Source organism: Desulfonatronum parangueonense (assembly GCF_054656975.1).
In genome coordinates, this window is sequence record NZ_BAAHXH010000003.1 from 153,338 (window position 1) to 178,137 (window position 24,800).

A 24,800-nucleotide genomic window follows, 5' to 3' on the forward strand; every position below is an offset into this window, starting at 1 on the left:
GTCCTGGTGAAATCAGCTACGCTGGCCTTCGGCATTTTACGGGTAAAAATGGTTGGGATGCATTGTGAAGGTTTAAAGGGAGAACGCGGTTGACATTATGTTTGTAGAACATTATTCTTCTCATGCATTGTTTCGTGGGAGAGGGATATGTTCGTCAACAGGGAAAGAGAGATTATGCGGTTAAAACAGGCTCTTGGCCGGGAAAAAGCCTGTCTGATCGTTGTTTATGGCCGCCGGAGATGCGGGAAAACAACACTTTTGCGGCATGTCCTTCCGAAGAACGCCATTTACTTCGCGGCGGACCAGAGGGATCAGACCTTGCAAATCGCCGCCCTGGCAAGGCAGGCGGACAAACTGGTTCCCGGGTTTGGCAAGCCTGCTTATCCAGACTGGGAAAGTCTGTTTACAAGCCTCAATCTCGCTCTGCAGGAACGAGCATCGCTGTGCATCGACGAGTTTCCCTATCTGGTCAAGAACTGTCCGGAACTCCCATCGATTATCCAGAGGCTGGTGGATGCAAAAACTCTTCGCTACCATTTGATTCTTTGCGGATCTTCGCAACAGATGATGCATGGCATGGTGCTGGACGGCGTCTCCCCGCTCTATGGGCGCTCTGATGAAGTTCTGCGCGTCAAGCCAATGGGGATCTCTCATCTTAAGGCGTATCTGGATGTCGATGCCATTGATGCGGTGCGAGAATTCGGAGTGTGGGGCGGTGTCCCCCGGTATTGGGAGATCCGTAAGCAGGTCGGCGGTTTTGCCGATGCCGTTAAGAACAACATCCTGGATCAATTCGGCGTACTTCATGAAGAACCTGAGCGGCTTTTTTATGATGAGATGCGTACGTCGACCCAGGCGTATTCCGTCTTGTGCCTGATCGGCGCGGGATGTCACCGGGTTTCGGAAATCGCGGGCCGTTTGGGAAAACCGGCCACTCACCTGTCCCGGCTGCTCGGTGTTCTGATCGACCTCGGGTATGTCCGCAGGGAACTTCCTTTTGGCGAGTCGGTTCGTTCCACCAAAAAAACCCTCTATAAAATTGACGATCCTTTTTTGAATTTCTTCTTCACTTTTCTCGTTCCCAACAAAAGCAGGCTTGAGTTTGGGCTGGTGGATCAGGTCTGGGGCGACATCATCAGGCAGTATGATCAATATCTTTCAGGAACATGGGAACATCTTTGCCGCAGTGCGGTTCCGTTTCTTGAGTTTGACGAAAAGCGCTTCAACCCATCGACCCGCTGGTGGGGAGCCGGCCTGGACGGCAAGGCCATGGAACTGGACCTGGTGGCGGAATCCGTTGATCAAAGCACTCTCCTGATTGGGGAGGCCAAGTGGAGCGATATGGGCAACCTGGATGCGCTATGCGGAGAATTGGAGCGCAAGGTTGGACAGGTTCCGTTTGTCAAGGGCAGGAAAGTGATTACGGCCTTGTTTGTGAAGAAGGCCCGAAAAGAGCGTTTTTCCGATATGGGATACCGCGTTCTGACGCCGGGAATGGTTATCGACTGCATGGGGTGAAGGATTTTGAAATGCTGGGATGCAGGGATGCTGGAATGCTGGGATGCAGGGATGCTGGAATGCTGGGATGCTGGATATGCTGGAATGCTGGAATGCTGGGATGCTGGGATGCTGGGATGCTGGGATGCTGGAATGCTGGAATTGCTGGAATTTTACCCGTGGAACCGGGGGGGCCATTGGGGTGATTTATTGGAATGGGGGGTGGCGGTGAATGTGTGCAATCAAGAAATTGACGATTTGTCGTTTATGACATATGCAAGATGTACGCATTCGCAATAGGAGGGAGTATGCTCATTGCTGTTGATAAAAGAGGGAGTATCAATTTGCCGGCTTCCCTGAGAAGAGAGCTTGGGGTCGCTCCAGGCACATATCTTGAGCTTTCGGTTGCGCCCGGGGGAGCGATTACTCTTTACCCGGTTGAAATTTATAGGTCCATAAAGTTGAGCGACCCAGGGCTTCGAAAATTGACTGAGGCAAGGGCTTCGGAAAAAACTGCTTTTCCGGATTGGTTTGCTGAGGAACTGGCCAATGCCCGAGCTGATACCGAATGAAAAATTTGCTTCTGACTTGGAAAGAATCAAAAGCACCAAGGGGTTGATCAAGAAGGTTGCCAAATGTCTTCATTTCCTTGAGCAAAATCCTTCTCGTCAAGGGCTGAACCTGGAACGTATCGTCAATGATCCCACTGCTTGGTCTGCTCGTGTGGACAGGAAGTACAGGTTGTCTTTTGAGCCTTCAGCATACTGTGAGAGCGGCGCTCCGGACTGGACCCAACCCATCAGACTGCTACGCGTCCTTGACCACGATGACCTGTACAAGAATCCGCACTAAGTATTCTTTTTTTTGATGAGTGAAATCAAAATGCTGGGATGAAAATATAAGAATGCTGGGATACTGGATAAACAAAATGCTGGAATGATTACGGGTTCCTCCAGCTTCCATCTGCAGGCCAGGACCAGAGAATCTCTGGCCGGTCAATCCATTCGGCACCGGCTGCTGCCGTTTTCCCTGGAGGAAACCGCTGCGTCCACCAGAACCTTGCCGTCGGCATTGGCCATGGAGGAGCGTAGCGGGCAGCTTGCGCGGCATCTGAACTTGGCGGGTATCAGGAAGTCTGGTTCTCGGCTGCGCCGGAGATAGTACTCTGGAATCTGGTTGAGGCGTTTATTTTGCGAGACGCATCAGACCTTTTCCAGGTTCGGTATCCAGATGCCTTTCGCCGTCTGTTGAAGCTGCTGGTCTTTGACGTCGGCAATCTGTTGAACATGTCCAACCTAGCGCAGGACTGTGGCGTGAATCGCAAGACTGTCCAGAACTACCTGGATATTCTGGAAGAAACCCACATTGTCCGCCGGATTTTGCCCTTTCAGGATGGAAAGCGTTCCGAAGTGACCCGCACTCCCAAATGCTACTTTGTGGACAACGGCATCCGCAATATCCTCCTGGGCCAGACTTCCGAGCCGGATATACTGGAGCGTCCGGACACCGGGGCGCTGGTGGAGAACTGGCTGCTGTCCGAGCTGCTTAAGAACCTGCCATCCAGATGGTCCGTTCAGTATTGGCGCTCCACATCCAAGGCTAAAATGGATTTTGTCCTCAGTGACGGTCAGCAAGTGATCGCCGTGGAAGTCAAGGCCGACCGCCTGACCCGTCCGGCCTTCTCCCGTTCCGCCAGAAGCTTCCTGTACGCCTACGCTCCGTCAATGCTGTTCGTGATCAATCAAAGCCTGAATACGGAAATCATGATGTCGGATCGTCCGGTACGCTTTGTTCCGCTGGAAGCGGCCATCCCGGCAATTCTTGAGCATGGAGGAATCATGCCGCCGTCGAACTTTTAGGTGGGGTAAGGGGAAGCGATAAGGGGCAAGGGGTAAGCGGCAAGAAGGGAGAGGGAAGAGATTGAACCACGAGGATCACGGGGCATACAGGGGAAAACATCCCCCTTTCTTACCCCCGTGCTCCCTGTGGTTAATAAAATCTTTGGAGATACCAATGCGCGAATTCTATTCCTACGGCCCGGTGAACTGTCGTCGTCATTTCTGCGTCCCCCGACGTGAGCTGGTGGAGAGTTGCCTGGAGCATATTGTTGGCGACCTGGAGGATGGAGGGCATTACTTCACCATCTGGTCACCCCGGCAAAGCGGCAAGACTTGGTTGATGCACCAGGTGCGCCGGGAGATTGAGGAGCGGTACGGCGAGCGGTTTCACATCGTCACGATGTCCACCGATTCTGGCTTTGGAGCCTCTGGATGAACTGGACGACGTGTTTGGCGGGCCGAATCTGGACTTGCCGGCCCTGCTGGAGCGCTACAAGGGCTATCTGCGGCGCCTTGCGTCCAAGGGCTTGAATCCCTGGCAAAACCAGCCCCGGCGAGGCGACCTGCATTATACCGAGGCGGTGGGGCATTTCCATCTCTACTTCTGGTTGTGCAACGCGGTGGGCAGACGCTGCGTGATCAGCCCCGAGTTCCCCACGGGCAATGGCCGGGTGGATCTGCATCTGAAGTGCGGGGAGCAGTCCGGGGTTATTGAGGTCAAGAGCTTCGTGGATATGGCAATGTTGCGTCAATCCATCCAGCAAGCAGCAGGGTACGCCGGGAAGCTTGGGATGAAGGCCATAAGCGTAGCCCTTTTCGTCCCGGTGGAGGATGAAAGCGTACTGGCCAAACTGTCCGGGTAACATGACGTGGACGGGGTGCATGTGGTGGTGTCGGCCATTGGGTGGACGTGAGGAGGAAAGAGGCAAGGGGGAAGAAAGTGATTGAACCCCGGGGCACGGGGAGCACGAAAGAAGAGAGGGGGGATATTGTTCCGGTGTGCTTGAGGTCGAATTCAGTTCGTATGCCGTGGCCCTATGACGGTATATGCTGATTGAAAGTATAACTTGCAATTTGCACAAACTCGGTAGATTCAGTGTTTATGCAGCGCAGACAATCGAACCAGCCCTTCATTCCCTGGCCGCCAGGTATCCAAGTGGTCACGATCACGGGGCCTCGCCAAAGCGGCAAGCCACGCTTTGCCCGATGGCCTATCCGGACAGAAAATATGTGAATCTTGAAGCGCCTGATGTCAGGCAATTTGCCATCGACGATCCCCGTGGTTTTCTGGCCGAATGCAAGGAAGGGGCTGTCCTGGATGAGATTCAGCGTACACCTGACCTGCTTTCCTACCTGCAGCTCATGGTGGACGAGGATCCGATTCCGGGACGGTTCATTCTCACGGGCAGTCAGCAATTCAATGTTCGGGAGGCCTTGAGTCAGTCTCTGGCAGGAAGGACGGGCCTGTTGACCCTGCTGCCCTTTGATTGGCGGGAAGTCCAGGCTTTCGTGGATGGTTGATCATCCTTTGGAGACGCGACATATCTTCCGGTCAGGAACTGGGTGCGGGTGGTTGTGTCGGCTATTGGTTGTTCGTAGGGGAGACAAAGAGTACTGGACTTGAGAAAAGGAAAATTATACTTGCGGGTATTATGCCGATGGGTATAAAGTTGGGTGATCCAAAGGCGGGTGGTGATGATAACACGAAAACCCTTCTATTACGGCGGCGTTGTCGCGGATGCGCATTTTTGCAACCGGCTTGGCGAGATCAATGAACTGATCGCGGACATTGATACCGGGCTGAATGTATTACTGTACGCCCCGCGAAGATTTGGGAAAACCTCTTTGGCACTGAACGCCCTTGGCCGGACGAAGCACGCATATGTTTTCCTGGACCTGATGGGCATCGTGGATGAGCGTGAGTTCATCAACGAATACTTCAACGCCGTTTCAAAAAGCCTGACCAGCACCGCGGACAAGGCCGTTAACCTTTTCAAAAAAATCCTGGGCCTGAAGCCGAACATCTCCGTGGATTTTGACGCAAGCGGAAACCCCAGCTTTCGGCTTGGCCTGCTCCCCGGCGAGACAAAAAATGTCCTGAAAGAGGTGCTGGACCTTCCCTATAAATATGCCAAATACCGGAACTCAAAAGTCGTGGTCGTGTTTGACGAGTTCCAGGAGGTGGTCAATTTGGGCATTGCCGAGAAATTACGATCCGTGCTGCAGCACCATGGCGACAGTGTTTCGTATATTTTTCTGGGCAGTAAAAAATCCATCATGAAAAACCTGTTTTTTGATAAAAACAAGCCCTTTTACAAGTCGGTGAAACACCTCCCCATTGACAAAATTTCAGATCAGGACTGGCGGCAATTTATCAAGCAAGGGTTTGCCTCCCACCAGAAACAGATCGACGACGAAGCCATTGGCACGATCCTGGGTATCTCCAAAGGGTTCCCGTATTATACCCAGCAGATCGCCAACGAGATTTTCGGCATGACCGAAGACAAGGTGGAGCCAGGGATGGTCCAGGCCGCCATTACCAGCATTCTGGGCAAGGAAGAGGATCTCTTTCTCAGCGAGTGGGAGCGCCTCAGCCAACACCAAAAGAAAGCCCTCAAGCTGCTGATCCACGCTGGCGGCGTCAATATCTACGCCAAAGAGACCATGGCGTGCTTCAATTTCACCAGTTCGGCACTCAAAAAGGCGGTTGAGGGGCTGCTTGCCAAGGATGTCATCGACCATAAAGCGGGCAGGTATTATTTACAGGATCCCCTGTTTGAATTCTGGCTGCGGCGGTTGTCATAGGGAAGAGCGGTGGGATTTTTTTGAAGGTAACTACTCAGCTTCAGAACGGAAAAAGGTTTGTTTTTCAAAAATTGTGGCAAGCATGACCTGGATTCCCGCTTTCGCGGGAATGACTTTTGTTTTTCATGCCGTCTCCGTGTGAGTCATACCCGCGAAGGCAGGTATACAGTCCGCTTTTCCTCGGATCAGCTGAGTAGTTACTTCTCTATGATTACAATATACGGTTGGATCGTTAAATTTCAGTATGTTAGGCGGCAAGCTGTGCTATACTTTCTCATCTTATTGTTTAGTGATTCACCAAAGCGCGAGCGGCGACCTTTTTAATAATTTGCAAACAATTATTTAAAATCAATGATGATTTAATTGGTTTTTGAGGTGGGGGCAATTCGATCGTGATCCAGCTTGTTGGCTTGAAATTTGACAAAGTATTGCATGATGCTATCCCTCTCGCTACGATATGCAATACTTTACCAGGAGGCCAACATGTCTTCTTGTCTATCGCCAGATCAAAAGCTTGCCCCTCCCTTCTCGGAACAACCATGCTGGCAAATCGAACCCCTTGCAACTCGACTCAACTACTCAGTTCCCTCTACACGGCGTTTTTTGAGCGTGGTTGGATACCACAGAAGCTTTTCCCACAATGGCAAATGGTACACTCTGAAAAGCATTCCCAAGTTCGGCCACGACGGGTTATGGTTTTCGGACGACATCGGCTTTTCCAGGGTAGGCAATCTCAACAAAACCCTTGTCAGGCTGGTCAATCGCAGCCCCAAGGGAATTACTGCCGAGGCCTTGGGAGAAATACTGCGTTGTCGATGTCATTCGGTGCTTGTCCAGTTGTGCAGGCAGGGGCGGTTGCAGCGGGACAAAATTGGACGTTCTTTCGTCTATTTTTCCCAGGATATGACCACTGCCGACAAGCAACGCCAATCCGCGGCAAATCGGGCCATGCCATCGGAATTGCTTCCTGCCGAGATCGCGGTTTTCGTCTTGGCGGAATTCATCCGGTCCCCCAATCTCAGCTTCGAGGAACTGGCAATGCATATAAAGCGCACAAGGCATGTGAGCATCAAAGCAGCCCAGATCGAAAAGCTGTTTGCGCAGCACGGGTTAAAAAAAACTCCAGAAACTACGGCCCGCAAGCAATCGAGGCGTTGAAACGATGTCAGGCGCTTCTGCAACGGGAAATATCCCCGGCGGCATTATTCCCAAAACCGCCAGTGGTGTCTTTTGTTCCGGAGCAGGAAAACTGCACATGCACCCATCCGCGACTTGTCCAGAAAACGCGCAGAAAAGTTGTTTACAGCATGGCCGGACCATTCATCGCACATGAAACCGTACTTAACTGCCCTCAATGCTCACGAGCCATGGGCTCCGAAACGCTACTCCGAATGGTGCCGACTCGATGCAACGTGGCCTATGACGTCTTGGTCTTTGTCGGCCAGGCTCTGTTCAGAAACTTCCGCACACTCGACGAAGTGCAAACTGAACTGAAAATGCGCAACACGCACATCAGCCTCTCAGAGATCGACTACCTGGGCCGCAAGTTCATCAAGTATCTGGCCCTTGCTCATGCCCAAGCCGCGCCCTGCATCCGCCAGAAAATGCGGATGGCCGGCGGATATGGCCTCCACCTGGACGCCGCCCATGAAGGAGATGCGCCAACCTTGTTCAGCGGCCTGGACAGTCTGAGTCAATTTGTTCTGGGCAACATCAAAGCACCCAGCGAAAACACCGTCCACATCAAACCGTTCCTGAAGAACATTCAAGACACGTATGGTACGCCGGTTGCCTGCGTCCATGACATGGGCACCGGCATTTGCAAGGCGGTCAACGAAACCTTCCCCGGCATTCCCGACTTCATCTGCCATTTCCACTTTCTGCGTGATGCCGGCAAAGACTTCCTGGAACCGGCATACTCGCGATTGAGAAACCGCCTGAAATCATTTGCAGCGACTCCCAACCTGCGAGCACTCATTCGGCAAATACGGCAATCGCTGGGGCAAAGCCCTGATTTACCCTTGCTGGTTGATGCAGTGAATACAAAAACTCCGCCCCATAATGTCGAAATGCTGCCGTCTTTGTCCGCGTATTCTCTGGCGTTATGGGCCTTGCAGGGCAAAAACAACGGCAACGGGTATGGCTTTCCCTTTGATCGTCCGTTGCTGGAGTTTACTGAGCGAATGCTTGAATTGGACCGGTATTTGCCCATGCTCCTTGAACATCCCTGCGGCCTTAAAGATAACCACAAACCTCTGCGCGTCTTGGCAAACAAGATATCCAACATCGCCAACGATCCCGAATTGATCCAGGCTACGACAGAACTGCGATGGCGCGTCGAAGTGTTTGACGATCTGCGCAACGCCATGCGCATTGCCACGCCGGAAGAAAATAACGGCCTCAACGATGACGGTTCGTCTGAAGCCATGTCAACCATCCGCCAGGGTGTTGAAAAGTTCCGACATAGGCTCCAAAAGGAAAGCCGTTTGGCCGATGACAAGCTTTGCCTCAAAATGGAGCAACAAATTGATAAATACGGTAAAAAGCTCTTTGCCGACCCCATTATGGTAGCCAGTCCGCAAGGCTTTGTCACAATCTACCCTCAGCGGACCAATAACATTCTCGAACGCTTATTCCGCGGTCTGAGAAGAGGCCATCGCCGCAAAACCGGCAACAATTCCATGCGAAGAACACTACAGGCGATGATCGCCGATACTCCGCTTGTCAAAAACCTGGACAATCCCGCATACATGGAAGTGCTTCTCAACGGAAAAGACAGCCTGGAGGAACTCTTTGCCAGTATCAGGTACGAGGACGAAAAGGACAGCAACAGTTCAAACGGAGACACCGACCGGATACTCCCTGGTGGGCGTGCAATCATCAAAAAGCAAGGGTTACCACAACAGATCCTCGAGTTGTTCATGAAAACGAAATCAGCTCAAGACAGTCAATCCAACTGAATTTTGTAACCATAGTTACTTCTCGTTTACCGATTATTTTTCATACCTCTTCGCTCCGCGGTTTCTGCGAGAGGAAAAAAGAGAAGAATTCCTCGCGGAGGGAGCATTGAGAGGGCTCTGGCGGGTAGGATTCGCAACATGTGTACGTGACAATCCCAAATGGTCCAAGCCATGGCTGACATGGAACTAGTATCCAACATCAGGAATTTTTTTAATGCGATCCCGGAAGTTCGGGTCGTTATCCTGTTTGGGTCTGGAGCGCATGGCCGCCTGACAGCCGCCAGTGACATTGATGTCGCGGTTGCCGCGGACAGCCCTGTCGGGAGCCGGGAAAGGATTCGAATGGTCGGAGAACTGTCGTCTCTTCTGGGGCGGAACGTGGATCTTGTTGACCTCCAGTCCGTATCCGGCCCCATCCTGCAGCAGGCTCTCTGCAGGGGAAAGATCATTACCACGGATGACAGGATTTATCCCTTGCTCATAAAAAAGATGTGGTTCAACCAAGCGGACATGATGCCCCTGACCCGAATGGTTCTCCATCGACACTGCCAAAGGTTCATCCATGGATAAAGATATCTTTCTTGCAAAAATTGAATCGTTGGAACGCTGCATTGACCGGGTCATTGCCAAAACGCCTTCTGATCTTCTTGTTTTGCATGATGACCAGGATCTCAGGACATCATCGTCCTCAACCTGGAGCGGGCCGTTCAGCTCTGCGTGGACATTGCGGCGCATGTCGTGGCCGATCTCAAGCAGCCGGCGCCCATGAGCATGTCTGAATGTTTTGATCGGCTCCGCAGTGAAAACATTATCACTGAGGCGACAGCTCATCGAATGAAGGCCGCGGTCGGGTTCAGAAACATTGCGGTACACGAGTACCGGCAGATCAACTGGGACGTGGTATATGCCATCAGCACGGAACATCTGGATGATTTCAGAGCGTTCGCAGGGCAGGTTTATTCATGGATGCAGGCAAGGTAAATCTTGATGGGTAAGCGTCTTAATACCTCCAGTGCGAGGTAACTGTTCAGGCAGCATTATCATCAAGGGATTTCGAAGAGGCCCAACACCTTCCCGAAGCGGGGCTGTTCCTGAAAGGGCTTGTGGACCTGGGTCATGCGGAAGGAAACCTGGCTACGGGTTCCTCCAGCTTCCATCTGCAGGTCAGAGCCGGAGAATCATTGGCCGGTCGGTTATTGCAAGTCATGCAACTGTTGGCGTTTATCTTGCATAATTTCTCCCGTATTTTCATCATTTACAGGAGGGATCATGAAAGCCGTCATCCTTGCCGCCGGCGTGGGCAGTCGTCTCGGGCGTCCGTTTCCCAAGTGCATGAGCCTGCTTCCGGAGGGAGAGCAGATCCTTGGGCGGCAGATTCGCATCTTCCGGGAGGTGGGAATTCGTGAGATATACGTGGTCAGCGGGTTCAAGCAGGCGTTGATCATGGAGGAATTCCCGGACGTGTTCTACAAATACAATCCCTTCTATTACATCACCAATACATCCAAGAGCCTGCTTTGCGCATTGCAATACATGGACGACGACGTGATCTGGGCCAACGGCGACGTGGTATTTGACAGGGAAGTGATCGAGCAGGTCGCGGACTGTCGGAAGAATGCCGTGGCCGTGGATCGCAAGCGCTGCGGCGCCGAGGAAGTCAAATACAGGGCCGACGACAACGACAGGCTTCTGGAGATATCCAAACAGGTGGTTCAGCCGCAGGGAGAAGCCGTGGGCGTGAACAGGATCATGCGCACGGACCTTTCGCAGTTCGTCCACGCTCTGACGCAGTGTCAGGATGATGACTATTTTGAGAAAGGAATTGAAGCGTCCCTGGCCCGGGGAGTGGACTTCCGGATTCTGGACATTTCCGCCTATCGCTGCATTGAAGTGGATTTTGACGAGGATTTGCGCGAGGCGCGCGCAATATTTGGAACCGATAGCCGGCGCCCGATTGGCTCTCCGCATTCAAGCTGGTCGTCGGGGAGTGGCCAGGATTCGCGTTCGGGACTGAAATTGATGCGCCAGGAGTTCTTCCAGGCCGTATCGGCCTGACAGCCATTGCCGTTGGAGGCCGAATGAAACTCGGGAAGACATCCAAAACGGCCGATGTTGACCTGCTTTTTTATGTCGAGCGCAGTCTGCATTTGTCCTTTCTGGAACCGGTGCACGACTATTTTCAACACCATTACCCGGAGCTGCGTTTGGCCTTTGCCGCCCCGGACTTCCAGGGGCCCCGCGAGGATATGCCTGGATGGGGGCTGGAACCCACAACTGTCGACCGGCTGCAAAGCAAGTCGCGGTTCGTGTCTTCAGTCCTTGAGGTGCGTCCGAGGGTCAGTGTGGTGGCCGATGCCTGCCATTACAACCTGCCCCGGCACGGCAAGGTGGCCAACGTCGGCCATGGCTTGATCTGCAAGGGCATGTACTATCGTCGAGACCCTGTGGTCCGGCGGGAAAATCTTTCCGATCTGCTCTGCGTGCCGGGGCCGTGGCACAAGCGACGTCTGGAGGACAACGTATTCTCGCCGATCCGGGTGACCGGCTTCATCAAGTCGGATCAGCTCTTCGGTCCTCATGCAGTGGGCAAGCGGAGGTTCTGCGCCAAGCATGGTCTGGATCCGGAGAAGCCCATGGTGCTTTTCGCGCCGACGTTCAATCCCGAGCTTTCGGCCATTCCCCATGTCTGGGATAGGATCACGTCCCTGGGCGACGATCAGACAATCATCGGCGTCAAGTTGCACCACATGACGCCCGAGCCATGGAAGGAACTCTACAGGCGTTTGGCCGCGCAACGCGACGATGTGGTCTTTCTGAGAGATGGGGACTACTCCGGCATGATGCACGCCGCAGACGTGATGGTCAGCGACGTTTCCTCCATGTTCGTGGAGTTCATGCTCCTGAACAAGCCGGTGGTACTTTTCAACAGTCCCCATCTAAAAGCATTTGAAAACTATGATTCTTCCGACCTGGAGCATAAGGTCCGCGATGCCGTGCTGGAAGCGGATAGCGTGCGGACCCTTCAGGAAAAAGTGGACAAGGCGTTGGAGCATCCCGAGATCCTGGAAGAGGAGCGTCAGCAGTACATTGAAGAGCTGGACTATGGTCGAGACGGCAAGTCCGTTCAGCGAGCCGCCGAGGCCATTCGGGAACTGTTGGTCCAGCCTCGGAGAACCTGGTCAAGGCCCAAGTACACAGTGCTTCTGGAGCTGGATCAGACCGCGTCATTGTCCGCTGAGCGGGAGTCCGTCGTGGAAGTCGTCGCCAAGGCCGGGAATCTGCCGTTGCAGCTTCTGCCAGTGAAGGTTCCCAGCCCCGCAAGTTCAACTGATTTCGGAAAAGCCCGGGAAGAAGCCGCTTACATGATGAGGCGACAACTTGCACAAGCGTTTGCCGCGGCCAAGGGAGAGTGGGTGGTGCTGCTTCAGCAGGGCTGGGTCTTGCCGATGCATTGGCTAAAATGGATGGAAAACCATTTTCACTGGAACCGAAAGGTGGGGATGGTCAAGGTTCTTGCGGACCCAAAGCAGGTGCGTCGGGTTTACGACCTTTTATTTCCCGGTCGCCTGTTTATCTCCGACAACGAAGAGCTGGCCTGGAACTTCCGCAACTTTGGCATCGGCTCTGCGGCCTTCAACGACCGCACTCCCTCCCCCTGTGTGATGCTGCCGAAGGATGTTGCACAAGCTTTTGCGAGTCGATTTTCTGAGAGCGCAAACTATTCAGAATTCATTCGGAACGTGGATGATGTTTTGATCAGCGCTGATTATCTGAGTGCGTCGGCATTGGAAACGTATTTTTATCCCAAATAATAAAAAGCGATTGTTATACGCCATGAAATACTTCAGTGTTTGCTGTATAGCAAAAAATGAACATCCATTTATTCACGAATGGATTGATCATCATCTGTTGATCGGCGCGGAAAAGATTATTATTTTTGATAATGAAAGTTCTCCCCCACTAAATTTAATTCTTAAAGAGTATGTTGATAAATGTTTTGTTGATATTTATAAAATTGATGGTCAAGAAAAACAAATCACTGCTTATAATGATTGTTTGAAATTGTATACAGATAAATCAAAATGGATCGCTTTCGTTGATGTTGATGAATTTCTGATACCAAATAAAATGGAAGATATTCGATTATTTTTATCGGATTATGAAGAGTATGGTGGACTTGGTGTTCATTGGGTTGATTTCGGTTCATCAGGATATCTTGGAAGGCCGGATTCATATCAAATGAAAAGTTATATTCACAGATTTCCACTTGATTATCCAAAAAATTTACATATTAAATCCATTGTTCAACCTCAAAAAGTATTACATCCTTTCAACCCGCATAAGTTTATATATAAGGATCCTTGGTATTGTGTTGATGAAAATTATTTTCCAATATCAGAATCACAGGGGCCTTTTACAGCGGATAATATACAATTGAACCATTATTATTTTAGGTCACAACAAGATTATTGCCAAAAGCTGGAACGGGGTAGGGCGGATAGAGTTGATGATGAAGGAAAAAGAAAGCATAGTGCTTTTTTTCACCAATTGGAACATGCAAATATTCTTGACTACGGAGCTGTTCATTTTGCTGAAAAAATTGAGAAGTATAAAGAATCTGGAGATTTATTTTCAGACTTATCGACTCGTTTAAAAGAAAAGACAAGCTTGAACAATATTCTTGATTTCATATTTCATTTGATATCTCAAGGAAGTCTAGAAAGCGCAGAAGCTTTGCTAAAAAAAGCAAAAGTGCTTGGCGCTGAGCAAGTTACTATTGATTATGCTAGGTTTAGAATTGCAAAAAAGAAAAATAATGACAAAGAAGCTAAAGTTTACTTGATGAAATTATTTAGTAGTTTTGTAGATATTAACCTTTGTTTTGAATATATAAACAATCTAATATTATCAAAAGAATATGTTTTAGCTCACAAGATGATTCTTTATATGCGATGGCGTTTCTCAAATGAAATTAATGACGACAAAAGAATCTTAATTTTTATCAATGATTTGGACACTAAAATTGAACGGTTTTTAGGCTGATTTTTTTGAGGATGGTGGTTGTGAAGCAGAAGATCACTGAGACATGTCGGATACTCTTAGGTTATTGCTGGTCTCAGAGACCCAGCCTTGCCCCAGCCTTGCTATCGACTTGAATATGAATCGTGCTGGAGTCGTGGATCATCCTCGTACCTGGAAACTGCTGATATCATGAAATAGTCAAGCTCAAGCAACGGTTTCGTCTCATTGATGTTGATGAGCTTGTTCGGTTGATGGGAATGCCGGATACCTTTGATTTCAGCGAGCACTATTCGGGGTGGGTGGACAATGCGATTCGGAAGGGGAGCTTGTCACGTGATGAAATTTGGACTGTTGAGCTGGCCGTCGGGAGCAAGGGCTTTGTTGATATGCTACGAATGAAAATGGGTGCGGCTCTTCGGAAAGAGCCCGTTGCGCATCTGCATGAGAATCCTGGTGGATATGGTCAGGACAAGCGCGAGAATATGATTGAATGGGAAGTTTTTAACTCCAGTGATTTTTTGAATTTTGTTAAATTATGTTAGATACTTGAATCTATAAAGTAGTGGTTTGGGCAACAAAAGTTGTCTGTAAGGGGTCAAAATAGACCTTTTTGGGGGATAAGGTGGATAAATACAGGCTATTGCTGGTCTCAGAGACCCAGCCTTAACTTTGGCAAAGAATGTCAAAATATTATCATGCCGGGGTTGGAAGTTTTGTTCAGACCGTGTTGTAATGGTAGTTGGAGGATGTGTGATATTTTACCCAAAATGCGACACACGTGGAATGGGTAAGAATTGATTCGGCTTGTTGCCATTTGAAACATGGGATATCCGTTACGTTTTTTTGTTCCGGGCTATGTGTGGCACATAACCCATCGCTGCCACAACCGGGATTTTCTGCTGGACTACGCATGGTATCTCGACTTGTGGGTCAAATGGCTGCAAGAAGGTCGTGCGAGGTATAATGTGCCGATCCTGAATTTTTCGGTCACATCGAATCACTTTCATTTGCTGGTGGTTGGGCCGGAAGACCGGGAGGCGATACCGAGGATGATGCAGCTTGTGGCATCTAGGGTTGGGGCAAGGTACAACAAACGCCGAGGGCGCAAGGGCGCTTTCTGGGAGAAGCGGTATCACGCCACCGGCGTTGAAACGGATGAATATTTGGCACGATGCTCACTTTATATCGACTTGAACATGAACCGTGCTGGAGTCGTGGATCATCCTCGTACATGGAAACACTGCGGCTATCATGAAATCGTCAAACCCAAGCAACGGTATCGCCTCATTGCTGTTGATGAGCTTGTTCGATTGATGGGAATGCCGGATACCATTGATTTCAGCGAGCACTATTCCGGGTGGGTGGCCAATGCGATTCGAAAGGGAAGCTTGTCGCGTGATGAAATCTGGACTGTGGAACTGGCCGTTGGGAGCAAGAGCTTTGTTGATATGCTGCGGCTGAGAATGGGGGCCGATCCACGGAAAATGCCTGTTGCAGTTGCGCATGAGAACCCTGGTGAATACGGTGTCAGGGCAAACGCGAGAATATGATTGAGTGGGAGCTTTTTTGCTCCAGCGATTTTTGACTTTTTTCAAATTATTTTGGATTGTTGGATACTGAAAACTTTGCCTTGAAAGACAAAAGTTGTCTGTAAGGGTTTAAAATTGGCCTTTTTGGGAGGTCAAAGTTAATAATTACAACTGGATGCTGGTCTCAGAGACCCAGCCCACTGCATTCTGAATCCATCCAGGGGACGATAGGCCGCGGACTGGATGCTCGAACGGTGGAACGGCTTTCCGCCAAGGCGCGGTATGTCACCGACATTCGGGCCTATGCTCCGGACATCACTGTGGTCGCGGACAAATGTGACTTCGTCTTGCCTATAGATGCTGATGAATTCTGGTATAGTGAAACATGTCCTTCTGTACGTGACTCACTGGAATTATTGCCAAAGGAGAGATCTATGCTCGTTACGGTTGCTTATGATTTCTTCCTGACTGAACGTGACGAACAGCTCAATTCCAGCTGTAACATGTAGGCAATTATACTGTAGAATTCATGATAATCCAAAAGCTGTCTTTTACAGAGCCGGACGGTGTGTTTCTCGAATGGGGATTGGTAACCATGCGCATACAGTTGTCTTTCATAAGGACAGAGAAATGCCTATACAAAATTCCTGCTCAAATTCTTGCTCGGTTCCATTATTTTGCAAATTTATGAATCAAGTTGAAGGAAAGGAGAGTGGCTACATAACCCCAAGAAATTTGGAAGTTTTCATATTTGGCATCATTATATGCGAATGCGAGATGGGGGATTGGATGAAGAATATTCCCGCTTAATTGTTAGTTAAAAAAATCTCTTTCTTCTCTTTCTGAATATAAAGTTTTTTATAAAGACTGCCTAAAGGGGATTGTTCCTGGCAATCCGAGCTTTATTCAGGAGCTGTTTGATTCAAAAACTAATTCCGTGGATTTTCCTTATGAAAAAGTATTGTGACGAGATAAGAGAACAACTTGGAATGGAAAATTTTTTTCAGACTTTTCCATTTAAGAATTATGCACCTTCCCTTCAGAAGAAGCTTAGAGAAGAGGAGTTGATTAGGAAGGTGCTTGAACTGTCCAGTCCAAAGCTCATTATTGAGGTGGGGTCTTGGAAGGGAGATTCAGCATCAGTTATGGCTCGTTTTTTTAAAGACAATTGCATTGATGGAGCTATTATTTGTGTTGATACGTGGCTTGGAGGTGTCGAACATATCAATAATGACCACACTTCATGGGGCATAATGAATTATTTGAAGTTCGGATACTCTACTTTGTACTTCCATTTTCTCGCAAATATGATGCACGCGGGGATTCATCAATATATTATTCCTTTTCCAAATACGTCATTGAACTCATCGAGATATATGGTGAAAAAAAGTATTCTTGCTGATATGGTGTATGTCGATGCGAGTCATGAAGAGGATGATGTGTACGCTGATCTGAATTCATACTGGGATTTGCTAAAGCCTGGCGGATTGATGCTAGGTGATGATTGGCACGTTGATTGGTATGGAGTAATATGTGCGGTCAATAGGTTTTCAAAGGAAAAATGTTTAGTTATTCAGTCTTGTGGCGAGAAATGGTTTCTCCAGAAACCGTTGTAGCATTATTTTTTTGTTTTTTATGTCTGTTTGCTATTGCTGGTCTCAGAGACCCAGCCTTAACTTTGGCAAAGAATGTCAAAATATTATCATGCCGGGGTTGGAAGTTTTGTTCAGACCGTGTTGTAATGGTAGTTGGAGGATGTGTGATATTTTACCCAAAATGCGACACACGTGGAATGGGTAAGAATTGATTCGGCTTGTTGCCATTTGAAACATGGGATATCCGTTACGTTTTTTTGTTCCGGGCTATGTGTGGCACATAACCCATCGCTGCCACAACCGGGATTTTCTGCTGGACTACGCATGGTATCTCGACTTGTGGGTCAAATGGCTGCAAGAAGGTCGTGCGAGGTATGATGTGCCGATCCTGAATTTTTCGGTCACATCGAATCACTTTCATTTGCTGGTGGTTGGGCCGGAAGACCGGGAGGCGATACCGAGGATGATGCAGCTTGTGGCATCTAGGGTTGGAGCAACGTTCAACAAACGCCGAGGGCGCAAGGGCGCTTTCTGGGAGAAACGGTATCACGCCACCGGCGTTAAAACGGATGAATATTTGGCACGATGCTCACTTTATATCGACTTGAACATGAACCGTGCTGGAGTCGTGGATCATCCTCGTACTTGGAAACACTGCGGCTATCATGAAATCGTCAAAGACCTCCTTTTTCTTCTGCTATAGCATAGCGATATTATAAAATGGAATATTTTTAATCTATACAACGCTCTCTATGTCTTCATTTTATACATAATGCATGTGCATATTGCACCCTGTAAGCCATTTTATAAAAAATAATGAAATTAACCTTATCTCTGAAATGCTCTGTAATTTAGATTAAAATTGTGCAAATTGAGTATTGCATAGTAGATTTCTTTATAGAACAAATCAAAAAAGATAATGAATGCCGTTATTAAATATTTTTTGTCCTGTACTTAGAGGTTGTACAGCAAGGATATCTATTTCCACATGAGTCATACAGGTCACATCAAAGTCAATATTCATGGCGTTGAAATTGATTTGATGCCTGCCTGGATCGAAGAGGGCTCATTGAATATTGCTGGTTATACTTCAATGGATATTCTAGAAAATTTGTTTGAACCGCATATCAAACTGCCTTTTGCCGATGGCCATGTGTTGACGTTTGCCAACCCCGAAATCTTTCTGGAACATCAGTACGGAAAGGATTGGCGAATCCCTGACCCTGGCTATTTTTATAGCTTTTCAGAAAAACTCTTCAGAAATCAGCGAGCATTGTGGCCGACTGATGAAGAAATGCAATTATGCACGCATGCGGCAAGAAAGAAATGTATGTGTGAAGCTGCCAAATAAAAGCATCATCCCATATCGTAAAGTTCCCGCAGTTGGGCTTTTTCATGCGACCACTGTTAAGTAGGTCGATTCCAATGTTCTTGGATTCTAGCGCCCTCCGGATTATTGCCTTCTAGTTATATCGTCTTCTCTTAGGCATAAATATTGCTTCAGTGGCATCAGCCTGGCGGATAAGTGGAGTATTCTGCCGCAATATTCTGACCAACTGGAAGAGAGGATACCGTCCATGAACAAAACGGTGTATGTCGGAATGAGCGCCGACCTGGTTCATCCGGGTCACCTGAACGTCATCAAGACTGCGCAGCAATATGGCGACGTAATTATCGGCCTGCTTACGGACGAGGCCATTGCTACCTACAAGCGCGTCCCCTACATGACCTTTGCGCAGCGCCAGGCTGTTGTGGAGAACATCAAGGGCGTGAGCCGGGTCGTGGCCCAGGAAACCCTGGACTATGTCCCAAACCTGGAAAAGCTCAAGCCCGATTACGTGTTGCACGGCGACGACTGGCGGGAAGGGGTGCAGAAGAAAACTCGGGAAAGGGTGATCAACGCCCTGGCGCAGTGGGGCGGGGAGCTGATCGAGGTGCCGTACACCCAGGGCATCTCCTCCACCCAGTTGCGCTCTACGCTGCGGGAAATCGGCACCACGCCCCAGGTGCGCTTGCGTGCCTTGCGTAGGTTGATCCAAGCCAAGCCCATCGTGCGCGCCATAGAAGTACACAGCGGGCTGACCGGCCTGATCGTTGAGCATACTTACCTGAACGGAGACAAAGGGGTCCGCGAGTTCGACGCCATGTGGGGCAGCAGCCTGACCGACTCCACCTCCAAGGGCAAGCCGGACATTGAGGCAGTGGATGTTACATCGCGCATCGGCACTCTGAACGAGGTGCTGGAAGTGACCACCAAACCTATCATCTACGACTCGGATACCGGCGGCAGACCCGAACATTTCGTATTCACGGTCAAAACCCTTGAGCGGTTGGGCGTATCCGCGGCGATTATCGAGGACAAGAACGGGCTGAAGAAGAATTCCCTGTTCGGTACGGATGTCGTCCAGACCCAGGAGAGCATTGACGCCTTCTGCCACAAGATCCAGGTGGGCAGAAGCGCCAGGGCCACGGACGACTTCATGGTCATCGCCAGGATTGAAAGTTTAATTCTGAACAAGGGCCAAGAGGACGCCCTGACCCGAGCCAAGGCGTATTTGGATGCCGGAGTTGACGGCGTCATGATCCACAGCAAGCAGAAGACAACGGACGAAATATTCGCTTTTTGCAATGAATACAACAAGCTGCCCCAGCGCAAACCTCTAGTCGTCGTGCCGTCCACCTTCAACAGCGTGACCGAAGAGGTGCTGATGGACCATGGCGTGGACGTGGTCATTTACGGTAACCAGTTGCTGCGCAGCGCCTACCCGGCCATGGTTGAGACAGCGAAAACCATCCTGGAGCATGGGCGATCCGCCGAGGCCGACAGCCGGATGATGCCCATCAAGGAGATACTGGAGCTGATTCCAGGAGGGAAGTAGCCATGATCGACCCGGCCGAGTTCCACGAGGCATTGCGGGAAAGAGGCATCCGGTTTTTTACCGGGGTACCGGACTCCCTTCTGAAGAATCTGTGCGCATATATTGAGGCCAATGCGCCGTCCCACGAGCATGTGCTGACCGCCAGCGAAGGCAACGGCGTGGCTTTGGCGGCCGGATATCATCTGGCCTCAGGACGAATGGGGGCGGTGTACATGCAGAATTCCGGTCTTGGAAATTGCGTCAATCCTTTGACGTCGCTGACGGACCCGGAAGTCTACGCCATTCCCATGCTGCTGATCATTGGCTGGAGAGGAGAGCCTGGAACGCCGGATGAACCGCAGCATGTCAAGCAGGGCCGGATCACGCCCGGCCTTTTGGAACTCTTGGAAATCCCCTATCGGATTCTTGAAGCGCGAAGCAACACGGCCGAGGTGCTGGGCGATTTGTTGACTTCTTCTGAAGACTGGAACAAGCCCGTGGCTCTTCTGGTGCGCAAGAAGACCTTCATGGCCTCGCAGGGGGCGGCGGCAGACGTGGGTGGATACGCATTAAGGCGGGAGGAGGCTTTACGCGGTCTGCTGAATCTGATCGATCCGTCTGACGTACTGCTTTCCACCACGGGCAAGACATCTCGGGAACTGTTCGAACTGCGGCAAGAGCGCGGAGAGCAGCAGCGCGATTTCCTGACCGTGGGGTCCATGGGCCATGCCAGTTCCATTGCCCTGGGCGTTGCCCTGGGGCGGCCAGACCGCCGGGTGATCTGCCTGGACGGGGACGGCGCAATGTTGATGCACATGGGGGCATTGCCCATTATCGGTAGCCTTGGGCCGACCAATTTCGTGCATGTGCTGCTGAACAACGCGGCCCATGATTCCGTGGGCGGCCAAAGAACCGTGGCCGGGGAGGTGGACGTTGCCGCCTTGGCCACAGCGTGCGGCTATACTGGGTATGCGCGCGCCACCTGTCTTGCCGAGTTGAAGTCGGAGTGGGAGCGTATTTCCACTTGCAAGGGCCCGATGCTTTTGGAAATCCGGGTCGCCCTGGGTTCCCGGGACAACCTGGGCCGCCCCACGGCCACTCCCGAGCAGAACAAGCGGGCGTTCATGGATTTCGTTCATGCCTGACGCGTCTGGAAACGTCGCGACGAGGGCATGGTCGTATCGGCTTCCAACGCATATCAATGCCGGTCCGGGAATTTGGGCCGACTTCCCTCTGCCTGACACCGGAGCGGGACAGACTCTTCTGGTCACCACCAAGGGAAGCCTCCAGCGTGGATTCGCGGCCAGGCTTGTTCAATCCATCCCTCCGGAAAAACTAATCATTTGGGACAGAATTCAGCCCAACCCCGATCTTGGCGATCTGGATCAGGCTATTGAGATGATGCGTCATGCCCCTGTGGCAATGATCGTCGCCCTGGGCGGGGGCAGTGTGCTGGATGCGGCCAAAGTGTTCAGCATTGCCCTGGTTGAGGAGGCGGGCGTTTCGTTGCGGGACTGTCTTGTACACGGACGAGATTATTGCTGGAAGCGAAAGCTGCCGCTGATCGCCGTGCCCACCACGTCCGGAACAGGCGCGGAAGTGACCCCTTTTGCCACGGTCTGGGATGGTGCGAGTAAAAAAAAATATTCCCTGGCCCATGAGCACCTTTTTCCGGACTATGCGGTGCTTGATCCGGAACTGACCCTGAGCCTGCCGTACCGTGAAACCATGTACACCGGCCTGGACCTGGTTTCCCATGCCCTGGAATCTCTCTGGAACCAAAACGCCTCACCGGTCAGCCAGGCCTTTGCCTGGCAGGCCCTGGCCCTGGCCAATGAGTCATTCGTTGCTGTTCTGGATAATCCGAGGAGCATAGCGCACCGGGCAAACATGCAAAGCGCCTCCATGTTGGCCGGAATGGCCATCAGCCAGACCCGGACCGCCATCGCTCACGCCATTTCCTACCCTCTGACCGCATACTTCGGCATCCCCCATGGCTTGGCCTGTGGATTTGCCCTGCACCAGTTGATTCAGGCAAACAAGAACATGCTTCTGGAACCCGGCGAAGCCTGGCGGGCGGATATTTTGGAAGGCATCTCCCACGTGCTGTTGGGACTGAACCTGACGGAGGAGGTTCATCGGTATGCGTCTTTGCGGGCTGTAATGGACGTGATTGGAGAAATGTTCAATCCGGAGCGGGCGGGAAATTATTTCCGGAACGTGGAACAAAGTGATATTGAACAATTGGTAATAAGGGCTTTGTATCATGAAAGGGCAACTGAATAATCCGTCTTTCCCTTTCCCTCGAGGGGTGGCGGAATCCGTCTTTGCCCTCGACCTCAAGGGCGATTATATGCCATGATGTCCCCCCATACCCATCGTATTCTCTTTTATGTCGAGCGGAATCTGCACCTCCCGTTTCTGGAGCCGGTGCATGATTACCTTGCCGCACGGCATCCGGAACTTGATCTGGCATTCAGCTCTCCGGCCTACCGTCCTTCGGCCATGGGCAGGGTCGGGTATGGAATTGATCCGGACACGGTGCGACGGCTTTCGACAAAAGCTGCCTATGTTCCAGGAATCGAGGATTTTCAGCCGGACGTCACCGTGGTGTCGGATATCGGCGCGGCATACTGGCTGCGGGAGTGCGGTTCCATCGTCAACATCTGTCATAACCTGACCAGCAAAGGCTGTTTTTTTACAACGCGACCGATCATCAGACGCGAGAATCTGGCTGATTTGATCTGCGTTCCAGGTGAACTGCACGCCCAGGCCTTGGAAGAAAACGTCTTCGTCCCCATCGTGCCTACAGGATTCATCACCGCTGATCCCCTCTTCGACGTCAACGCGCATCCAAGGGAGATGTTTTGCCAGCGATACGGGATTGATCCGCAATCGAAAATCATCCTCTTTGCTCCCACATTCAACGATGAGCTTTCAGCCATGCCGCTGGTCCGGGAGCGGATATTTGAACTGGCAACGCCGAAGACGCATGTGGTGATCAAACTGCACGGCATGACCGATGAACGCTGGATCCGGATGTACCGCGAGGGGAGCGCAGAGAACCCTCATGCCACCTATATTCATGATATCGGGGTAACGCCCTGTCTCAAGGCTGCGGATATCCTCATCAGCGACATTTCCTCGGTGTATGTGGAATACCTGCTGCTGGACCGTCCCATTCTACTGCTGGACAATCCCCGCAAGAGCGAGTTTCAGCATTACGATCCCGACGATATCGAGTATCGGCTCAGGGACGCATGCGTGGTGATCCAGGATTTTGAAGAACTCAGGATCAAGATGGGACAGGCTCTGGATGGGATTGACGGCCTTTCGGGCAAGCGTTGCGAGTATGCCCGCCAGATTTGTCATGGTGCGGATGGAAAAGCCGCGGCCCGGGTGGGCGAAGCCATTGTGCATCACCTGGATCGAGTGTTTCCAGTCGAATTTTCTGTGATCGTGTTCTGGGATCATCCTCCAGAAGAGAAAGAACTGCTGGAGTTTTGGGAGAGCCTGGGCAAATCCACAAAGGGGTATGCACTGGAAGTGATCATGGCCGGTCCCAGGCCACGAACAGCCAGGCTGACCAACTTGGCCACTCACTGGATCGAGTGCAGGCACCCCCACGGGGAAACACTGGACTTGGCCGTACAGGCAGCAAAACACGATCATGTCGCGCTTCTTGATCCATGCGCCCGGTGCCTGCCAGGTTGGCTCAAGCATCTTTACTGTCACCTGCGATGGAATAAAGACGCCGGGATGGCCCAGGCCATCGCTCCAGGTTCTGGGTATGATGCGGTCATGGACAAGTTCTTTCCTCAGCAGAAGCAGTCTTCCGTGGAAGAAATGGTACTCATGTTCAACAGGTTCCTGGCTGGTTACGGAATTCGGGCCAATGCGGTGGATCCGACCTGCTGTCTGTTTCGAAAGGAGAAATTCGAGGCCGTCATGCAACCCGTTTCAGAAAGGTTCCAGAGCCTGTCCGCCAGGGTGGAAGAACTGGGGCGAACCGTGCGTCGGCATGGCCAAGCCATTATCACCTGTTTGGATGTTTTAGCGTACCGGGCCAAGAGGTGAAAGTTGTTTTTTGGGAACAACTCGTTGGGGCTGTTGGTCTTTGTTCTTTTGCAACCAGCGCGAGCAAGTGTAATTTGTTTTTATAATGAGGAGTAATCGTGCGTATCGAAACTCGTGGGTTGGCGATGAAGCGGATGATGTCTCGAAAACTTCGGGCAAGGCACGATGCGACAGCCCTGGGATTGATCTGGAGCTGATCTTTGTCGGGCGACGTCCGGCGGGCGCGGCTCCAGAGCCAGATGACCGTTGGGTGGACTGCCATATCCGACGGATCGCTATCTCGATCAGACCGTGACCGAAGCCCGGCATGCCATGTGGCCTTATGCTACCCTCGACTCGTGACTTCAATGGGTTAGCTGCGGCAACTTGCAAATTATTTCAGCTGGGAGCTGAAAACCGGTGTGGTGCAGGTCATTAGGTCGGTATGGAACAGTGGGTTCTCCTGGAACACATGCTGCCTGGCGGCGAGTCCAAAAGAGACGCAGACGTGTCCTTCTTCTTCCACCGTTTCCTGCAAGGCGGCGGCATGTTCGTGGGCAGTATGGACACCGCCTGCTTTCTGATCCGAAAGGATGTCGACGCAGCCCGCAGGGGCTTTCCTTTCGGACATGGCTGGTAG

At 51.1% G+C, this 24,800-nt stretch carries 28 protein-coding genes; all 28 read left to right on the plus strand.

Annotation, left to right across the window (positions count from 1 at the left end; translation table 11 throughout):
- Positions 1-147 precede the first annotated feature (147 nt).
- Positions 148-1,518 (plus strand): ATP-binding protein, encoded by a 1,371-nt coding sequence (locus ACYQ15_RS01245; protein ID WP_459935716.1) that lies wholly within the window; start codon positions 148-150, stop codon positions 1,516-1,518.
- A gap of 27 nt (positions 1,519-1,545) precedes the next feature.
- Complete coding sequence (locus tag ACYQ15_RS01250) at positions 1,546-1,797, plus strand: hypothetical protein (RefSeq protein WP_459935717.1); 252 nt, start codon at positions 1,546-1,548, stop codon at positions 1,795-1,797.
- Between the two features lie 8 nt (positions 1,798-1,805).
- Entirely contained in the window at positions 1,806-2,069 is a 264-nt protein-coding gene (locus ACYQ15_RS01255; RefSeq protein ID WP_459935718.1) for an AbrB/MazE/SpoVT family DNA-binding domain-containing protein, read from the plus strand.
- A complete protein-coding gene (locus ACYQ15_RS01260; protein ID WP_459935719.1) occupies positions 2,047-2,349 on the plus strand; it encodes a hypothetical protein in 303 nt (100 codons plus the stop codon). Before ACYQ15_RS01255 ends, ACYQ15_RS01260 begins: the two co-directional genes overlap by 23 nt.
- 84 nt (positions 2,350-2,433) lie before the next feature.
- Positions 2,434-2,658: a hypothetical protein gene (locus ACYQ15_RS01265; RefSeq protein WP_459935720.1), complete on the plus strand. Its 225-nt coding sequence runs from the start codon at positions 2,434-2,436 to the stop codon at positions 2,656-2,658.
- A gap of 29 nt (positions 2,659-2,687) precedes the next feature.
- Entirely contained in the window at positions 2,688-3,356 is a 669-nt protein-coding gene (locus tag ACYQ15_RS01270; protein WP_459935721.1) for an ATP-binding protein, read from the plus strand.
- A gap of 154 nt (positions 3,357-3,510) precedes the next feature.
- Positions 3,511-3,771 (plus strand): hypothetical protein, encoded by a 261-nt coding sequence (locus tag ACYQ15_RS01275; RefSeq protein ID WP_459935722.1) that lies wholly within the window; start codon positions 3,511-3,513, stop codon positions 3,769-3,771.
- Positions 3,755-4,198, plus strand: coding sequence for a hypothetical protein (locus tag ACYQ15_RS01280; protein WP_459935723.1), 444 nt, complete (start codon positions 3,755-3,757; stop codon positions 4,196-4,198). The genes ACYQ15_RS01275 and ACYQ15_RS01280 overlap by 17 nt, the downstream gene beginning before the upstream one ends.
- A 367-nt stretch (positions 4,199-4,565) precedes the next feature.
- Positions 4,566-4,856, plus strand: coding sequence for an AAA family ATPase (locus tag ACYQ15_RS01285; RefSeq protein ID WP_459935724.1), 291 nt, complete (start codon positions 4,566-4,568; stop codon positions 4,854-4,856).
- Positions 4,857-5,030: 174 nt separating this feature from the next.
- Positions 5,031-6,140, plus strand: a complete 1,110-nt coding sequence (locus tag ACYQ15_RS01290) for an AAA family ATPase (RefSeq protein ID WP_459935725.1) — start codon at positions 5,031-5,033, stop codon at positions 6,138-6,140.
- Between the two features lie 609 nt (positions 6,141-6,749).
- Complete coding sequence (locus tag ACYQ15_RS01295; protein ID WP_459935726.1) at positions 6,750-7,298, plus strand: hypothetical protein; 549 nt, start codon at positions 6,750-6,752, stop codon at positions 7,296-7,298.
- Between the two features lie 65 nt (positions 7,299-7,363).
- Entirely contained in the window at positions 7,364-9,100 is a 1,737-nt protein-coding gene (locus ACYQ15_RS01300) for a hypothetical protein (RefSeq protein ID WP_459935727.1), read from the plus strand.
- 180 nt (positions 9,101-9,280) lie between these two features.
- Complete coding sequence (mntA, locus tag ACYQ15_RS01305) at positions 9,281-9,670, plus strand: type VII toxin-antitoxin system MntA family adenylyltransferase antitoxin (protein WP_459939533.1); 390 nt, start codon at positions 9,281-9,283, stop codon at positions 9,668-9,670.
- A gap of 147 nt (positions 9,671-9,817) precedes the next feature.
- Positions 9,818-10,081, plus strand: a complete 264-nt coding sequence (gene hepT / locus ACYQ15_RS01310) for a type VII toxin-antitoxin system HepT family RNase toxin (RefSeq protein WP_459935728.1) — start codon at positions 9,818-9,820, stop codon at positions 10,079-10,081.
- Positions 10,082-10,369: 288 nt separating this feature from the next.
- A complete protein-coding gene (locus ACYQ15_RS01315) occupies positions 10,370-11,155 on the plus strand; it encodes a phosphocholine cytidylyltransferase family protein (RefSeq protein WP_459935729.1) in 786 nt (261 codons plus the stop codon).
- A 23-nt stretch (positions 11,156-11,178) separates the two neighbouring features.
- A complete protein-coding gene (locus ACYQ15_RS01320; RefSeq protein ID WP_459935730.1) occupies positions 11,179-12,912 on the plus strand; it encodes a CDP-glycerol glycerophosphotransferase family protein in 1,734 nt (577 codons plus the stop codon).
- A 22-nt stretch (positions 12,913-12,934) separates the two neighbouring features.
- On the plus strand, positions 12,935-14,143 hold the full coding sequence (locus ACYQ15_RS01325; protein ID WP_459935731.1) for a glycosyltransferase family 92 protein: 1,209 nt from the start codon (positions 12,935-12,937) through the stop codon (positions 14,141-14,143).
- Between the two features lie 227 nt (positions 14,144-14,370).
- The gene (locus tag ACYQ15_RS01330; protein WP_459935732.1) at positions 14,371-14,664 is read left to right on the plus strand and encodes a hypothetical protein; all 294 of its coding nucleotides are present in this window, start codon (positions 14,371-14,373) and stop codon (positions 14,662-14,664) included.
- Positions 14,665-14,943: 279 nt separating this feature from the next.
- The gene (locus ACYQ15_RS01335; RefSeq protein WP_459935733.1) at positions 14,944-15,672 is read left to right on the plus strand and encodes a transposase; all 729 of its coding nucleotides are present in this window, start codon (positions 14,944-14,946) and stop codon (positions 15,670-15,672) included.
- Between the two features lie 233 nt (positions 15,673-15,905).
- The gene (locus tag ACYQ15_RS01340; RefSeq protein ID WP_459935734.1) at positions 15,906-16,160 is read left to right on the plus strand and encodes a hypothetical protein; all 255 of its coding nucleotides are present in this window, start codon (positions 15,906-15,908) and stop codon (positions 16,158-16,160) included.
- Between the two features lie 441 nt (positions 16,161-16,601).
- Positions 16,602-17,267 (plus strand): class I SAM-dependent methyltransferase, encoded by a 666-nt coding sequence (locus tag ACYQ15_RS01345; RefSeq protein ID WP_459935735.1) that lies wholly within the window; start codon positions 16,602-16,604, stop codon positions 17,265-17,267.
- Positions 17,268-17,481: 214 nt separating this feature from the next.
- On the plus strand, positions 17,482-17,949 hold the full coding sequence (locus ACYQ15_RS01350) for a transposase (RefSeq protein WP_459935736.1): 468 nt from the start codon (positions 17,482-17,484) through the stop codon (positions 17,947-17,949).
- Between the two features lie 285 nt (positions 17,950-18,234).
- Positions 18,235-18,597, plus strand: a complete 363-nt coding sequence (locus ACYQ15_RS01355) for a hypothetical protein (RefSeq protein WP_459935737.1) — start codon at positions 18,235-18,237, stop codon at positions 18,595-18,597.
- Positions 18,598-18,823: 226 nt separating this feature from the next.
- Positions 18,824-20,125 carry a phosphoenolpyruvate mutase gene (gene aepX, locus ACYQ15_RS01360; RefSeq protein WP_459935738.1) on the plus strand — a complete coding sequence of 434 codons (1,302 nt, stop codon included), beginning with the start codon at positions 18,824-18,826 and terminating at the stop codon, positions 20,123-20,125.
- A 2-nt stretch (positions 20,126-20,127) separates the two neighbouring features.
- Positions 20,128-21,249, plus strand: coding sequence for a phosphonopyruvate decarboxylase (gene aepY / locus ACYQ15_RS01365; RefSeq protein ID WP_459935739.1), 1,122 nt, complete (start codon positions 20,128-20,130; stop codon positions 21,247-21,249).
- Positions 21,242-22,390, plus strand: a complete 1,149-nt coding sequence (locus ACYQ15_RS01370) for a phosphonoacetaldehyde reductase (RefSeq protein ID WP_459935740.1) — start codon at positions 21,242-21,244, stop codon at positions 22,388-22,390. The genes aepY and ACYQ15_RS01370 overlap by 8 nt, the downstream gene beginning before the upstream one ends.
- Positions 22,391-22,462: 72 nt before the next feature.
- Positions 22,463-24,181 carry a CDP-glycerol glycerophosphotransferase family protein gene (locus tag ACYQ15_RS01375; RefSeq protein WP_459935741.1) on the plus strand — a complete coding sequence of 573 codons (1,719 nt, stop codon included), beginning with the start codon at positions 22,463-22,465 and terminating at the stop codon, positions 24,179-24,181.
- A 424-nt stretch (positions 24,182-24,605) separates the two neighbouring features.
- A complete protein-coding gene (locus ACYQ15_RS01380; protein WP_459935742.1) occupies positions 24,606-24,800 on the plus strand; it encodes a hypothetical protein in 195 nt (64 codons plus the stop codon).